The organism is Paraburkholderia bengalensis, from assembly GCF_037126505.1.
In the GTDB taxonomy this organism is placed as follows: domain Bacteria; phylum Pseudomonadota; class Gammaproteobacteria; order Burkholderiales; family Burkholderiaceae; genus Paraburkholderia; species Paraburkholderia bengalensis.
On the sequence record NZ_JACFYJ010000148.1, the window covers coordinates 1 to 14,943 of the forward strand.

13 protein-coding genes and 2 pseudogenes are annotated in these 14,943 nt (G+C 56.5%); 3 read left to right on the plus strand and 12 right to left on the minus strand.

Annotated elements, in window-relative coordinates:
* A pseudogene (locus H3V53_RS40195) lies at window positions 1-84 on the minus strand (HU family DNA-binding protein); the annotation flags it as partial.
* Between the two features lie 121 nt (window positions 85-205).
* A complete protein-coding gene (locus H3V53_RS40200) occupies window positions 206-562 on the minus strand; it encodes a hypothetical protein (protein WP_336602565.1) in 357 nt (118 codons plus the stop codon).
* 670 nt (window positions 563-1,232) lie between these two features.
* On the opposite strand from H3V53_RS40200, the gene H3V53_RS40205 reads away from it, so the two are divergent.
* Both H3V53_RS40205 and H3V53_RS40210 read left to right on the plus strand, forming a co-directional pair.
* Window positions 1,233-2,750, plus strand: coding sequence for a CoA-acylating methylmalonate-semialdehyde dehydrogenase (locus H3V53_RS40205; protein ID WP_336602566.1), 1,518 nt, complete (start codon window positions 1,233-1,235; stop codon window positions 2,748-2,750).
* Between the two features lie 369 nt (window positions 2,751-3,119).
* On the plus strand, window positions 3,120-4,058 hold the full coding sequence (locus H3V53_RS40210) for a LysR family transcriptional regulator (RefSeq protein ID WP_336602567.1): 939 nt from the start codon (window positions 3,120-3,122) through the stop codon (window positions 4,056-4,058).
* Between the two features lie 25 nt (window positions 4,059-4,083).
* Here H3V53_RS40210 and H3V53_RS40215 read toward each other — a convergent pair whose 3' ends face one another.
* From H3V53_RS40215 to H3V53_RS40260, 10 genes and pseudogenes are all read right to left on the minus strand, one after another.
* The gene (locus H3V53_RS40215) at window positions 4,084-4,914 is read right to left on the minus strand and encodes an intradiol ring-cleavage dioxygenase (protein ID WP_336602568.1); all 831 of its coding nucleotides are present in this window, start codon (window positions 4,912-4,914) and stop codon (window positions 4,084-4,086) included.
* A gap of 110 nt (window positions 4,915-5,024) precedes the next feature.
* A complete protein-coding gene (locus tag H3V53_RS40220) occupies window positions 5,025-6,095 on the minus strand; it encodes a maleylacetate reductase (protein WP_336602569.1) in 1,071 nt (356 codons plus the stop codon).
* 12 nt (window positions 6,096-6,107) lie between these two features.
* A complete protein-coding gene (locus tag H3V53_RS40225; RefSeq protein ID WP_336602570.1) occupies window positions 6,108-6,998 on the minus strand; it encodes an FAD synthetase family protein in 891 nt (296 codons plus the stop codon).
* 31 nt (window positions 6,999-7,029) lie between these two features.
* Window positions 7,030-7,619, minus strand: a pseudogene (locus H3V53_RS40230) (malonic semialdehyde reductase).
* 93 nt (window positions 7,620-7,712) lie between these two features.
* The gene (locus H3V53_RS40235) at window positions 7,713-9,266 is read right to left on the minus strand and encodes a 4-hydroxyphenylacetate 3-hydroxylase family protein (protein WP_336602571.1); all 1,554 of its coding nucleotides are present in this window, start codon (window positions 9,264-9,266) and stop codon (window positions 7,713-7,715) included.
* 35 nt (window positions 9,267-9,301) lie between these two features.
* A complete protein-coding gene (locus H3V53_RS40240; protein WP_336602572.1) occupies window positions 9,302-9,883 on the minus strand; it encodes a flavin reductase in 582 nt (193 codons plus the stop codon).
* Between the two features lie 197 nt (window positions 9,884-10,080).
* On the minus strand, window positions 10,081-10,953 hold the full coding sequence (locus H3V53_RS40245; protein WP_336602573.1) for an ABC transporter substrate-binding protein: 873 nt from the start codon (window positions 10,951-10,953) through the stop codon (window positions 10,081-10,083).
* Window positions 10,954-11,030: 77 nt separating this feature from the next.
* Complete coding sequence (locus H3V53_RS40250) at window positions 11,031-11,771, minus strand: SDR family NAD(P)-dependent oxidoreductase (protein WP_336602574.1); 741 nt, start codon at window positions 11,769-11,771, stop codon at window positions 11,031-11,033.
* 321 nt (window positions 11,772-12,092) lie between these two features.
* Complete coding sequence (locus H3V53_RS40255) at window positions 12,093-13,055, minus strand: SphA family protein (protein WP_336602575.1); 963 nt, start codon at window positions 13,053-13,055, stop codon at window positions 12,093-12,095.
* A gap of 819 nt (window positions 13,056-13,874) precedes the next feature.
* Window positions 13,875-14,183 (minus strand): hypothetical protein, encoded by a 309-nt coding sequence (locus H3V53_RS40260; protein ID WP_336602576.1) that lies wholly within the window; start codon window positions 14,181-14,183, stop codon window positions 13,875-13,877.
* Here H3V53_RS40260 and H3V53_RS40265 point away from each other — a divergent pair.
* Window positions 14,116-14,367, plus strand: a complete 252-nt coding sequence (locus tag H3V53_RS40265; RefSeq protein ID WP_336602577.1) for a hypothetical protein — start codon at window positions 14,116-14,118, stop codon at window positions 14,365-14,367. The genes H3V53_RS40260 and H3V53_RS40265 overlap by 68 nt on opposite strands.
* Window positions 14,368-14,943 lie beyond the last annotated feature (576 nt).

Genomic DNA, 14,943 nt, shown 5'->3' on the forward strand with positions numbered 1-14,943 from the left:
AATCGCGTCAAGGGCTTCGCCTGTGCTGGCCTTGCTTTCGCCCGTGCTGGCAGCGACTGCGTCGATAAGCTCCTGCCTGTTCATTCAATTTCCTTTCAGAGACGCCCGCGGCACGGGACGGAGCACACACCTTAGCGCAGATGGAGCGACTTCGGCGACGCGCGGGAGCGATTCGCGGGGCTCGAGCGACGCCCTGATCTGCCAGCTAGTTGCCCGAACGCGGCGTGTCGCTGGACGCGTCCAGAATGATCTCGCCAGAAGCATCGATCACCAGCATCGCTGCGAGATATTTGGCGGTGGCCGCCCGGTCGAACAGCGCCAGCCGCTGAAGGTGAGCGGAGGAACCGCGGACTTCCGGGTCGCGCAAGCCCTCGATGACAGCCTGTATCGACAGGTCATAAAGCTCGAAATTGCGCTCGATGTCCCTTTCGGCGAGCAAGGCCAGATTTCGCGAAGTCTCTCGTGCTCGATTCAACGCGTCGACACGCGCCTGATAAAGGATGGCCCCGCAGATGCCCAGCATCCCGAGCGCGATCACCAGATCCTGCACAGAAAAGCGCACGCGGACCGGTCAGACTCAGCCGAAACGGACTGAAGCCTCGCCTGCGAAATTCGTCTCCTTTCACCATGCTTACCGTGCACTTTAGGCCCGTGTTGGTCAGGGTATGCCAAGTCCGCAACATACCATATGCGAATGGTTACTCAGCGGCATCACCTACGAGGCTGCGCATGGCCGCATATGGCGCTCTTATATGGCTGCAGAGACGCTCGTCCAAAATTCTTTGCGGTGTACCTATTTCTATCGAGCCGTCCGAAGCTTGCCCCACCTTCTCGTGCCCTCCCCTCATGCCAGCGATGTGCGCTCATCGCCATCAACCAGGCGACGAACTCTCCATTGATTACGGCCTGGTAGTCGTCGGCGAGATTACCAACGAAATCCCCGACCACTACGCATGTCATTGCGACGCTGTCTTTTGCCGTGCGCGCCTTCCTGGACTAAATGTCGCCGCGTCTTTAAGCCCGCATTGTCGGCGGGTGAGTACGACCGTCGCGCCGCTTGTTCCCGTTGCTCAAGAGTGTTTTGTCCGCCAGGGTATTCGCAACGCTTCCGATCGCGCCTAAATTTGCATGCATACACCCGGCGGGCAGTCGCCATCGCGGCGAAACCACCGACATTCTTGAACACCAAGGGAACGACGCAAGCCGTAGTCGTCTCCCTGTAAGGAGCAGATATGAGCGAAGCGGATCCAGGCGCGGTGCGCGTGTTGGGGCATTTTATCGACGGTCGGCATGTGACCAGTGGAACCGGGCAATTTGCAGAGGTATTCGATCCGGCACAGGGCCGCGTGACAGCCCGCTTGCCGGTTGCGTCCACCGCAGAAGTCGCGGCCGCCGTCGCCGCCGCGAAGGCCGCGTTCCCGGCATGGAGCGAAACGGCAGCGCTGAAGCGCGCGCGCCTGATGTTTCGCTTTAAGGAACTACTCGAAGCACATTCGGACGAACTTGCCGAACTGATTACACGTGACCACGGAAAGTTGTTCTCCGATGCGAAAGGCGAAGTTCTGCGTGGGATTGAAATCGTCGAATTCGCGTGTGGCATTCCGAACCTGTTGAAGACGGATTTCACCGATCAGATCAGCGATGGCATCGACAACTGGAATCTGCGTCAGTCTATCGGCGTGGCTGCTGGCGTCACGCCGTTCAATTTTCCGGTGGTGGTGCCCTGCTGGATGTTTGTGATGGCAGCCGCAACCGGAAACACGTTCATCCTGAAGCCATCTGAGCGTACGCCGTCCGCATCGATCCGGCTCGCCGAGCTCTTCATTGAAGCGGGCTTTCCCAAAGGCGTGTTTAATGTCGTGCATGGCAGTAAGGCCGTCGTTGATGCGCTGATTGAGCATCCTGATGTGTCCGCGATGTCCGTGGTCGCCTCGACGCCCGTCGCTGAATATATCTACGGCGAGAGTGCGAAGCGCGGCAAGCGTGTGCAGGCACTGGGCAGCGCGAAAAACCATCTTGTGGTGATGCCTGACGCCAATCTTGATGAGACAGTAAACGCACTGATCAACTCGGCATACGGCTCGGCTGGAGAGCGTTGTATGGCGACCTCGGTTGCCGTGGCGGTCGGAAATATCGGTGACGAACTGGTGGAGCGGCTTGCGCCCCGGGTGCGCTCGCTCAGGATCGGCGGCGGCATGGAGCCCAATCTGGACATGGGACCGCTGATCAGCAGCGCGCATCGTGCGAAGGTGATGAGGTATATCGATGCGGGCGTCGCTGCCGGCGCCCGACTACTGGTCGACGGTCGCGACCGAGCGGTTCCCGGACGTGAAGAAGGGTTTTTCCTCGGCGGCTCGCTCTTCGATGACGTGAAGCCGGATATGAGTATCTATCGCGAAGAGATCTTTGGGCCTGTGCTATCTGTTGTTCGTGTGCCCGATCTTGCAAGTGCAATTGCGCTCGTCAACGCGCATGAACTGGGTAACTGCGTTTCGCTGTTTACGTCCGATGGTGCCACGGCGCGCGCATTCGCCAGGCAGATTCAAATCGGTATGGTGGGCGTCAATGTGCCGAGTCCCGTACCGCCCGCGTGGCATTCGTTCGGAGGCTGGAAGCGCTCGCTGTTCGGCGATCACCATGCCTACGGACAGGAGGCCGTACGTTTCTATACGCGCTATAAGAGCGTGATGCAGCGCTGGCCCGACAGCATCGCCAAAGGATCTGAATTCTCCATGTCCTCACCGAGCTGAGCCCGACATGGCTCGACACTTCTCCGATTTTTCTGTGACAAGCGAAATCGGGGAAGCCAGTTCAGCGCTGAAACAGCGGGAACTCCAACGGGCCTGTTCGCGCCACACAATCGCCCCGGTTCACTTCGACCCGCGCCCGGATCTTCCGCGTCATCACAGAGTTGGCGGCGCAACGAAGCTCCCCGTAGCAGAGAGGGGTGTTGCTTTGGATATATCTGCAAAGTCCGATATTCGAAAAAAATATGGAATTGAAAAGCGCCCCTGAATTAGGGTGATGGAAGCTGGACGTACAGGATTACTCGGAGTGGCCTCGATTCCTTTTTAAGGTACAGTCTAGCCACAGATTGCCATCGATAGGGCTGCCACCGCATGGACACTCTTCCGCAACGAAGTGAAGGCGATGTCGAACTCGATCTGCATCAACTGCAAGTATTCAACGTCCTGCTGACTGAGCACAGCCTCACAAAAGCCGCACGGGTACTCAATCTCTCTCAGCCGGCATTAAGCAAAACGCTGGCGCGGCTGAGGCTCTACTTCGGCGATCCGCTTTTCGTGCGCGTAGCGCTGCGCATGGAACCGACACCGAAAGCGCTCGAACTCGCCGAACCGGTGAAAGCGATATTGCAGCGGCTTCGCACGTTGCGTTCAGAGCACGCGTCATTCGACCCAAAGACATCGACACGAAAGTTCAGCTTCTTCCTGGTTGACGCAGGGGTGATAAAAATCTTCCCGAAGTTGTTGAACTACCTCGCCGTAGAAGCGCCTGGTATATGTGTGCAGTCGATTCCATGCGACGCGCAACACCTCGACCTCTGGCTCGAATCGGGATTGGTCGACCTTGCGATCGGGTCCTTCCCTTCTTTGACAATGGGCATCCGGCGGGTCCCACTGTGGACTGAAACCTACGTTAGCGTGACACGTAAAGGTCATCCCCGCATTGGGACGCACCCGACTAAAGAAGAGTTTATAGGGGAAAAACATGCGCTCGTATCGGCGCTGGGAACAGGGCATGAACATCTGGCAATTGAGCGGCTTATCGAGTCCGAAGTACCACGCAGCAATATCGTTTGCCGCGTGCCTGTCTTTACGTCCGCCGCGCTGATATCCAAATACTCCGACGTTATTGCGACCGTGCCGAGGAATCTTGCCGTCGCAATGAGTCACGATCTTGATTTGCAACTGGTTGAGCCACCGCTCGCATTGCCAAAGCTCGAAATTGCCCAGTACTGGCACGACCGCTGTCACCTCGAGCCCGGCAATCAATGGCTTCGTGCGGTGTTTCGCAACCTCTTTTCGGCACCAGGGTAATGCGACGAAAGACTCGCGCTGCGCGTTAATCGACCGGATTTAGCACAAAGTCGTAAGTCAGCGTATAACCACCGTCTGGCTGCCGGATCCAGTCGGCTACCAACGTCTGCCGAACCCCAAACACCGCATCCGAATCCAGATACTGGTCGCCGTTACGGAACACGTGTGTAACCAAAGTCTGGTAGTTTTTGGCCTTTATCATGAAATGAAGGTGAGCGGGACGCCAGGGATGACGTCCCGTAGCACGCAACAAATCACCCACCGGGCCATCGACTGGAATTGGGTAGGCAACGGCCACCACCGTACGAAATTCGAAACTGCCGTCTTGCTTCGATCTGAGTACGCCTCGCCCCTGGTGAATATCGAGATTCGGATACTGAACGTCATAGTTGCCCGCGGCATCGGCTTGCCAGACCTCAAGCTGCGCCCCCGCTATAGGGTTGCCGTCAAGATCCCTCACGGTGCCTCGCACGAGGCAAGGCTCTCCCGCCGCCCCATTGGCGATGTCGGCGCCGTTCTCGTACTCGGGCGCGCCTTCTACGTGAAATGGCCCGAAGACCGTCGACTCCGTGCACCCCACCGGCTTCTTGTTGTTCATCGCAACCGTCAGCATCGACAGTCCGAGCACGTCGCTCAGCAAAATGAACTCCTGGCGCTTATCGTTGCATTTTTGTCCAGTCGCCGTGAGAAATGAAACTCCGGCCTGCAATTCCTCCTCGGTCAGTTCGACCTCGCGCGCAAAGTCATGGAGATGCGTGATAAGACTCGTGAGCACGGACTTCAAACGACGACTCGGTGTATCTGCAATGAGATCGAGTACCGCCCGCGTAACGGTCTGTTCGTTGAGATTGTGCATGTTAGCCTCCAGTTGTCCGGTGAGTTTCTGACCATCGGTAAGTATCTGTCGACGCTTGCTATGAAGCTTCTTAAGGCAAGCCGCAACAACGCCCGCCGCGATTCGTACTGTCAAGCTTGCGGCCGTTCACCCTCATAAGCACGTTGAAGCAGTTCCCTGATCGCCGCTTTCTCGAGCGGCCGTGGATTGGAATATTGATTCTCCATCGCTATCGAGCATGCTTCATCGAGGTCCGCAGCTTTCATTCCGATGTCTTTTAGCGCCAGCGGAGCGCCGCTGGTTTTCGCCAGATTGAAGACAGCCCGAGGTGCGCTGGTTCCCCCAAGCGCGCCAGCGATGCGTTGCATCGCGGCCGCGGCGGACGTCTCGTTGTACGCCAGTGCATGCGGCAAAATGATCGTATGCGTCTCTGCGTGCGGCAGATTGAAGCTGCCGCCCAAGGTATGACACAGCTTGTGATGCAAAGACATTGCCACGGCCCCTAGCACCGATCCGCACAGCCATGCGCCGTAGAGTGCGTCCGCCCGGCCGCGCCGGATGTTCGCGACTACATCAGTGCGCGTCAACAGCGGAAGCGCGCGTCCAATGGCAGCGATGCCCTCGACGGCCATCATGTCCGTGATGGGATTCGCGTCTGGCGCGTAAAGCGCTTCTGCAGCATGGGCTATCGCATTGATCGCGCTGCTGACACTCAACGGTAGAGGTAGCGAGTAGGTGAGTTCGGGATCGTAGATCACTGTCTTCGGCCTGACGCGATTATCCCGTCCCGTCTTCTTAAAACCCGCTTCCGTTATTCCGTAGATGGGTGTCATTTCGGAGCCCGCGTAGGTCGTGGGTATCGCGAGAATCGGAAAGTCCGATTCCAGTGCGATCGCTTTCCCAAGCCCTGTCGTCGAGCCGCCGCCGATCGCTACCGCGCAGTCGGCGTCGAGTTTGCGCGCCAGATCGCGCGCTTCGCGAGCAACCTCGATGGGTACGTGCATAACGGCTTTGTCGAATAGGCCCGCGACGCGAACGCCGAGGATGGCTGCGACGCGTTCCGCGTCCCTGCGCTGCTCAGGTGTCGCGAGTACCATCACGCGACGCGCGCCAAGCAGATCGACTTCCGCTTCGAGTCGGTTCAGCGCACCAGCGCCGAATACAACCCGCTGTGAATGGCTTGTGAAAGAAAAGCTGTTCATGGTTGTCGTATTTCACTCCGCACTGGCCATCGCGGCGCTTGCAACGCGGTTCGCAACTGGCTTCACACTATCAAGGAACCGGACACTCACCGCATCGCCGGGAGCAATATCTATGTCGTTCCCCACAAGCAGCCGAACCCTGTGCGCGCCGATTTGCGGATGTTGCTCCTGCACCTGCAAAATGGCGGCTGTCCACGGCCCTTCAACATCTTGCTTCTTCACCGTTCCCGCGTTGTCGCCCGCAGGCGGAGAACACATGGCGCCCGGCACGACGATGTCCGTTACACGGCAAGTCCCTACACTCAATGTAAACGCCGTCCCGGATAGCTCATGCGGTCGATCCAGCATGGCATTTGCGCTAGCAATATCGCCTCGCTGAATAAGCCGTCTTGTTTCGGTTGACGAGCAATGCACGCCGTTCGCAATGGACTCGTCGCACATCAAGGGCAAGGGATCAACGTCGAATCCGAGGCCAGCACCGAGATTTCCCAGGTACGTGATATTGCCTTGACGGCCACTTCCGCAGGCAAAGTTTTCGCCAACGATCAGCGATCGCATGCCGAGCATATTCACTAACGTCCGCCGCACAAAATTATTTGCCATTTCGTTACTTCGCTCGCGGTCAAATCTCAGAACGAGACAATAGTCAACGTGACGCGTGGACGCCAATAGAGCAATACGATCTTCGAGTGTGGTTATAAATGCCGGACAGGATGCCGGATGCAACGTTGCAAGCGGATGCGGATCAAATGTTATGACGATGGCAGGGGCCCGCAAAGACAACGCGCGTTCTCGCAACTTCCGCAACACGAATCTGTGTCCACGATGAACGCCATCGAACATGCCGATCGACACGACCGAGCGGGATACATTGAATTCGTGTGGATCGGATATGACTTTCATCGACGACTCCCCTCAGTCTATCAATCGCGATTCAGATAACCTTGCAGATCTCTTCGAAGGAAAGGCGTGGGCTGCGAGGAAACACCTTGGAGGAATCGCCGCGACCAAGACCGCAAATGAAATTCGATTTGATCGACGTGCCGGCGAAGATTGCAGCGTCGACCTTCGCATTGTCGAACCCTGACATCGGGCCGCAATCCAGTCCAACTGCCCGCGCCGCGGCAATCAGGTATCCGCCCTGCAGGGTCCCGTTGCGAAAATCCGTTGTTTCCGCAAACCCAGCTTTGTCTTCGCCCTCAAACCAGTTCTTGACGGTGGGGTTATGGGGAAAGAGCCGGGGCAGGTCAGCGTAGAAACGGGTCTCATAACCGACCACCGCGAGCACTGGCGCCGTCATGCACTTTTCGATATTGCCAGGGCTGAGAGCGTCCTTCAATCTGGCCTTGCCGCTTTCGCTGCGCACGAAGACGATCCGAGCCGGTGAACAATTGACGGACGTGGGCCCCATTTCATCAATTCGTACACTTGCTTCAGCTGCTCGTCCGATACTGGCTCATCGAGCCATCCGTTTTGGCTCCGGCCCTTACGAAACACCAGATCCAGAAAGACTTCATCGACCATGATTTGTGACCTTTCTATAGATAATCGGTACCGTGCGAAAGCACGGCACCTGCATCGGACGTTTCGGCAACCCGGAAGGTCGCGCTACCAGTTTTAGATGGCCATCGTTCCGCTCAGCGCGAGTGATTCCTGATGCCGCGCGGAATCAAGCGCTTTGGCGTAATCGGCAGTTGCTTTGTAGTCGCTTTCGCTATCGACTTCGGACTCTATGCCGCAAACCTTGCGAGCGAGTTTTGCGTACGGGCCAGTGCCAGAAAATTCCGCGCGTTGCATCGTAAGTGTACGAATGGCTTGCAGCGGCGTGCCATTGAAATTCTCGAATACGAATAGGCGGCTGCCCCAATCCGTGAGGAAGAGATCACGGATTATGCGACCGATCTGCACGCGATCGTGTGGCTTCCCAACGGGTCCGCTGTTCAGGCGCTCAAACCACGGATTGAGTTTCGGGTCGTTCCATTGATCCTCACTAGCGAAGATCAGCGCGCTCCGACCGGAAAGATCAACCAGCTCGTAAATCATTTGTGAGAAGTTCTCGAGGTACAATGCGCGGCCAAAATCGTAGACCAGAATATTGGGTTTGTAGTGACCGCCTGGTGTGTGAAAACCTAATTCCTCCGCCGCGATTACGTGAGCCAGCATGGCCTGGTGGAAGCCAATCAGCTTTGCGACGCGCGTCATCACGGCAGGAATCTTACTGGTTCCGATATGCTCAGTGATAAGGACGGCGAGGCCTGCCATCAACTCGGCGCGCACCATCTGGCGGACCAGTGCATGGTAATGAAGCCAGTCGAACACACGTTGTGGATAGAGCTTGGCGTGTTCCGGATTACCGATATGGAAGACATGCGACCACGGAATGAATACGTTTTCAAAGAGCGTCATGCCGTCGAGCTCATCGCCTTGCGAGGCCAAAGGATGTTCGACCGGATCGTCTTTCGCGACGCCCTCACGGCAGATGATGGTCACGCCCTTCGTATTGACGGGAGTCGCCGCAAAAATAACCTGTTCGCCTGGAATGCCAGGGCGGAAAAAGACGCCGATATGAATCCAGTCCGCAAAAGCAACGCCCGTACCGATCGCCTTGATGCCGTTAACCACAATTCCCTTCTCGTTCTTTTCGACGATACGAAGTCCCGGCGATCGCGCCTGTGCGTCCGGGTTGGACCGGTCCATTTGCGGATCGACAAATTGCGGTGCACAATTGAAGTCGTTATCCTTCGCAAAGTTGACGAAGTTAACGATGTTCTTTGAATTGATGTGTCCGTCGGCGCCAATAGACTGGGTTTCCCAGGGCGTCGGATCGTCCAGGTACGTCTGCAATACGTAGTTGTTCACGTCGGGACTACGCGGAAAGGACGCACCCGCCATCTCACGCATCACGGTTTCATGGTACTTCCGCTTGCGCCGTAGTTGATCTTTATTGTGGTGACCGAACCACTGCATTGAACGGCGTTTGCCGTTTTCATCGACATAGGTCAGGATATCCTGCAGGTCCGGACGATGATGCAAGTCGTAGAAATCTGCATGGCGCTGCGCATAGTCACGCGTTTTCGGATGCGTGGCGACGTTGTCGATTTTTTCGTTTCCCACCCAGACTTGACGTCCATCATTGAGGGATTCGAGGTATTGGCGGCCGGTTCGGATCATGATTTTCCTTGGAGTGTTGAATTGAGAACGACTGTTTAAGACGTTGCGGGGTGGGCTGTTGCGTAGGCTCTCCGGTAGTAGGCCAAGGGGAGGCGCCCATCTGCCTGAATGGTTGCCATAACGCGTGCAAAGATGAGGCTGTGCGTCCCGACCTCGATAGCGTCGACAACATGGCAATCGAGCGTCATCATTGCTTCTTTGCAATATGGGGCGCCGCTCGTAAGCGTTCCCCACTGACTTTTCGAAAACCTTTCCGGCATCGAAAGCCCACCGACCCCCGCAAAAAAATCAGACAACTCACGTTGATCGGCACTCAGCCAGTTCACCGTGAGGACTCCGTTCGCCCTGATTACGCCATTGGCGAAACTCTTCCGGTTGACGCAAGCCAGGACGGTTGGCGGTGCGTCGCACACTGAGCAGACTGCGGAGCACGTCACGCCGGCTCTGCCGTTCGGGCCATCGGTAGCCAAAATCGTCACAGGCGTGACCGCTCTGGATAACGCGTTCCTGAACTCCGTCGCGCTAACTTCGGCGCCGGCCGACTCCAGCGGGTTTCCCTGCACCGAGGCGATTGCCGAAGCAACCGCCAGTTCTTGTCTTTCCTTTGCGTCAGACATACGCGTCTCCAGTTGAATCCAGTGCGAACCCATCCTTTAAAACCGCTTGTCGCGCGAAAGATGCCCCCGCGCGGCGACATCGGACGCTTACGTGTCGCCTTCCGTTGGCCTAGCTACGCTGACGTCGGCAAACCGGTTGAAGAAGCATTGCGACGTTGTGCTTCAGGCCGCCTCTCCGTCTTCCGGTTGCGACGTGCTTACAAGGTCGCCAGGTACATCTGATCCGCGTTGTTCGCAGCGATGCCCAGTTCGGCCGCGACGGCGGCGACGCCTTCTTTGGCAACCTTGAGATCCACCCGGCCATTGGAAGTGAAATACGGTCGGATATACCGTTCGTAGTGTTGCTCCGCCTCCACGCTCGTCAAACGGCCCAACATCGAAGCGATATGTTCGATGGCGAGGCTCGGCTGTTCGGCGATCGTCCTGAGGGAACGCTTGTACGCTCGCGTCATCGCCTGCAGCGCGGGGGCGTCGAGCGAGATACGCGAGGGGTCCACTGCGAGTCCTACAGTGGGGATCTGAAAGTGGTCACCCACCCAGGACAGGACCGAGAAGCCCTCCTCACGGGCGACCTGTTCGGCCGATAACGTACTGCCGACGTAAGCGGCGTCGATCGAGCCCTCGCGGAGTCGACGCAAGTCCATCTGATAGTCACCAGGGATTCGCTCCACGCATTGCACGTCGCGATCTGGATCCAACCCGTGCTTGCGTAGCACGATCCGCGCAAACACGCCGGGCGCGGTGCGTGGTCCGTGGACCGCCAGTCGACGGCCGCGAAGATCCTCCATCGACTTCACGCTATTGGCGCCGACGAACCAGAACAACGGGCGATGCGTGTTCACGCTAAGCGCCGTCCATTCGATGCCGCTAGTCATGCGAGAAATCAGCGCCCGGCCGAGACCGATGGTGGCACCAGCGCGCACACGGTCGGTATTCCATACCGCCCCGTCACGCAGGGCGACGCGAACACCCTCCTCTTCAAAATATCCCTCTTGATCGGCGACATGTGCGATCAATTCCTCGTGAATACCAGCCCCAACATACGTCAAATCAATAGATAGGATCGCCAAGTTACGCCTCCGTCGTTTCAATGAATCGCATTAAAAGAATTGTGGGGCTCGCATCCGGACCGCGCACCCCTTTAGACTCACTCCATCCCAAACCCGCCGCTGACGGGAATGTAGTGACCGGTAGTGAATCCGGATGCGTCACTTGCAAGATACGCGACCGTGTTGGCTACTTCGTCAGGACGTGCAAGCCGCCCCATCGGTATCGACGCGGCAATTGCCTTGAGCCGTTCGGCAGAGATGAGACCTGCTGAAGTAGCACCTTCCACAGTAGTTGGCGCAACGAGATTCGCGGTAATGCCGTGAGGGGCCAACTCAAGCGCGACGTATCTTACGAACTGGTCCAGCGCTGCTTTTGCGGTGCCGAGTGTGATCATCCCGTCACGCGGACGACGCGACAACAGGGTGCTCAGATAGATCAGCCGACCGTGGCCACGGGACGTCATGCCGGGCACGACAGCTTTCGTCGCCAGAAAGGCCGCGCGCAGTTCGGTATCCAGCTTGGTGCCGAGTTGCTCCCAGCTGAGATTAGCAAACGAAGTCACGTCATACGGCGTCAGCGCGTTGTGCACCAGCACATCGACGCCGCCCCATTGCTGATTGATCTGATCGACCATCGCGGCGACGTCGTCAGGCTGGGTGACGTCGGCCTTGATCGCTACGGCCTCTCCACCTGCCGCATTGATCATTGCGACCACGTCTTCAGCCTGTGGCGCGCTCGCGCGATGGTTGACGACCACTTTGTATCCATCGCGTGCCAGAGCGACCGCAATAGCCGAACCGATCCCCCGGCTGGCTCCAGTGATTAGCGCGACTGCCATGAGGTCACCTCCGCTTCACGGCTGGCCAGACATCCTCTTTTGGGGCGTGCATGTGGGTTATTGAAATGTAGATAAGTTTTACGCATTGGTGAAATAACTCCTCTCTCAGATCGACGGCGTGAATCGGAAACCAACATGGAATCGGGAATACCTTGACGATCGCTCTATTCGATGACCGATGAAGCGGCTTACGCGTTTCGTTTTATCTACAGTACACCGGCTGGATATTGACCTCTACGGATGCAGCTTCATAGACACTATTCCGTATCAGAATGGAGCCGACTCCTTTGACGGGTGACCGGCGCATTGGACAAACGACACCTATTGAAATGGCATATACATTTGCAACCAGAAGCGATTTCCCTCCGGCCGGTTTCGGACCAGCATTTCGCGCTGGTACTTGAGCGCCACCGAAAACTTCCTGCTGCCGTATGCGATGGATGGGCCCACAGCAAAAGCCTGTCCACGGTTTCCGTTGCCATTGACCGATCGCCCGTGCTGCGTATCGTCGGTCACCTGTTTATAGAAATATCCGCTTACGCCGATCTGCCACATTGGAGTAAGACGATACCCCGCGTTGTAATCGACGATGAATTCATTTCCCGAGTGATAGTCGGTTGCGCGATTGACGGAATTCACGCTATATAACGCACGCGCGCTGAACTCAACATTCGGTGCTGGCAGCCACGTGACGGCGTAGTTCGGCTGCATCGAGTAGTAGTGACGCCCCGGATTAACGACTTCGCTTGTGTCGTAGCTGCCGGTCGGAAGAAAGAATTCGAGGCCTAATATCTGATGCAGGTTGCCCAGATGCCAGCCCAGAAAAAGCGGCCCGACGGTGAGATCGGACAGCCCCGTCGCATGGCCGCTCTTGTATGCCGTGCCTTTGGATGTATGGGCATCGAAATGCAGATCGAGATTAACAAACGGGATGTTCGTCCGCGACTCGAGGGTCGCGCCAAGAAACGTAACGTCTCGCCAGACGTGAGAGAACCGGAACGCCGCGGCCTGCGCATGCAAGGAGAAGTTCGATACGCTACGTGACGGGTTCCCGTCATTACCTTCGAGCGTCGTCGCCTCGTATGCCTGCAGGTATACATAGATGTGGTTGCCCGGAGCGGGCTGAATGCCCGAAAGCAACGTATTCACACCGACCGGATAATTGCTCCCGCCGCCTTCCGTAGCGTGTACTGTTGACACCCGGCAGCATGATGCAATTGCAGCGCCCGCCAGCATCGGGACGCCGAACGCGCGACAATAGCCGCGAAACGCGGAAAAAGGCATACATTCCCCTGTGCGCTCGTCCGGAATTGCACGGCGCTGTTGATGGACTCGGTCACGCCGGATCGAAAGGTGAAGCGCGTTAGAGGAGGCGAACGATTCTGCCTATCAAATTGGAACACTTAGACGAGCGTGCACGTTTCCTCAGACGAGAAGCACGGACTTCGATGAAAAAATAATCTCGCCGCTTCCCCAGTGATGATCGAAAAAAAGAAAGTGAGACTCTATCCAAGTTTCGCTACAGATTGTTTTTCGATCGATGAAAGGTTCGATAACTCAACAGCAGTTATTAACCTCAACCTCTCGCAGCATCAGAGGAAGATCGATATTCGTGTTTGCGTATATCGCTCTGCGTTTTCTGTCGTACGTTAATTTTTGCCTCGCTCGATATTCGGATCTCAAATCGATAAAAAAAAATGTGCACAATGATTCAACTGCAGAGACATGTTTCTCAGATCCATTCTGTTCAACTACATTACGCCAACCAAATAGATCGCTGTACGGATGCGGTGTCATAGACACTATTCTTGATTGTTATGAAGCCAGCGTCCGCGCAACCTGCTTCAAATGTTCGTTGGATTCGTTGCCCCAGCACGGCCTCCGGAATGTGACCCGCCGTGCGGTCGCGCGTTCTAGTGAAAGGTGGCGAGAGCGCTTCAGTTAGTGCGCAGAGGCACGTATGGTAAAAATTGTCTATCCTCGTACCGGATTCACAATTTCGCGTCATCAGCCGTTCGACCCGGCGCATGTCAGTTCATCAATTTAGATATCCTTATCGATGCGCACGTGGACTTGCCCAGGATGCCGATCGTACCGTCGAATTCACGACGCGCTCTCATCTGAATCAAACGGCTCCTTAGCTCGTCCGCGTCCACGGCTCACGACCGACCGTATCAGCCCAATGAGGTGCCGGACGGAGCCACCATTTCTCGTAGGCGCTAAACGCTTTACATAACCCATCACCGTCAGTTTGAGATGTTGAAATCCGGGCTTACCCATGACAGCGACGCAGGCCATAAGTAGGACCTTGTTCGCGACGAGAATCGTCCCCGTCAGAGCGGCCATGGTCGCCGCAGATGTGCCGAGAGAAGCGGCGATTGGTAAAATCGGCAATAACGCGAAAGCGAACACAAATATGCAAATCCCAAATTTGAAGCGCCATCCATTCGCAAGCGTTGCGTCGGATTTGATTTTTGAGGAAGTCATTACCCGGGCTCAGGTTGTCCTGCTACTTGGTTGTCTGGACGATGATCAACGCGGCTTTCGCAAGATCAAGCATCGAGCTTTGAATTCCCCGGCAGCAGGCCGGGTCTGATCCGAGGATGCTGGAGGCAGGCGTTGATGCGTGTGACATTTCAATTCTCCTAATGTCAACCTTCCTACGGACTTTCCTGCAATAGAGCAGATTCCCGCCCCGCTAAGCCGCTGGATACTTTGAACTGGCTTTGTGCAACTACATTAGGCTCGCCAAAATAGCCCATCTATGTGCACGGCGTCATAGACACTATTCCGAAATGTAATGGAACGATTTCTCGCATACATCCGTATTACCCATCAGGAATTCTCTGACGGATAGCAGCCAGAAGTACACGTCCTATTGTTGTGTGTTCGCTGCTTTTTGCCGTAGATGAAAGCGTGCAAAAGTTAGAGAGACGGATTCGTAAAGGCTGCTCCGTCCGTCTGAAGATGTCCCTGCAGACGAGGGAGCAACCGAATTTAAGAAGTGCTTCGCGAAACTCGGCCCGACGTTCGGAGCGAATGCGAAGACGACGTGGAAGTCGCGCGCGCTACGGCTGTTGAGGTCGACTATTTCTGCTAGCAGGACGATTAATTGCGCTAGCGACCTCTTCTAAATCGCCGTTTGACCGCGTCTCTGCGATATCTGCCGACG

Excerpts from the sequence above, each read along its gene's own strand:
- H3V53_RS40240 (WP_336602572.1), bottom strand. The coding sequence starts at position 9,883 with ATGTCTGACGCAAAGGAAAGACAAGAACTGGCGGTTGCTTCGGCAATC.
- H3V53_RS40265 (WP_336602577.1), top strand. The coding sequence starts at position 14,116 with ATGGTCGCCGCAGATGTGCCGAGAGAAGCGGCGATTGGTAAAATCGGC.
- H3V53_RS40235 (WP_336602571.1), bottom strand. The coding sequence starts at position 9,266 with ATGATCCGAACCGGCCGCCAATACCTCGAATCCCTCAATGATGGACGT.
- H3V53_RS40205 (WP_336602566.1), top strand. The coding sequence starts at position 1,233 with ATGAGCGAAGCGGATCCAGGCGCGGTGCGCGTGTTGGGGCATTTTATC.
- H3V53_RS40215 (WP_336602568.1), bottom strand. The coding sequence starts at position 4,914 with ATGCACAATCTCAACGAACAGACCGTTACGCGGGCGGTACTCGATCTC.
- H3V53_RS40210 (WP_336602567.1), top strand. The coding sequence starts at position 3,120 with ATGGACACTCTTCCGCAACGAAGTGAAGGCGATGTCGAACTCGATCTG.
- H3V53_RS40255 (WP_336602575.1), bottom strand. The coding sequence starts at position 13,055 with ATGCCTTTTTCCGCGTTTCGCGGCTATTGTCGCGCGTTCGGCGTCCCG.
- H3V53_RS40220 (WP_336602569.1), bottom strand. The coding sequence starts at position 6,095 with ATGAACAGCTTTTCTTTCACAAGCCATTCACAGCGGGTTGTATTCGGC.
- H3V53_RS40250 (WP_336602574.1), bottom strand. The coding sequence starts at position 11,771 with ATGGCAGTCGCGCTAATCACTGGAGCCAGCCGGGGGATCGGTTCGGCT.
- H3V53_RS40225 (WP_336602570.1), bottom strand. The coding sequence starts at position 6,998 with ATGAAAGTCATATCCGATCCACACGAATTCAATGTATCCCGCTCGGTC.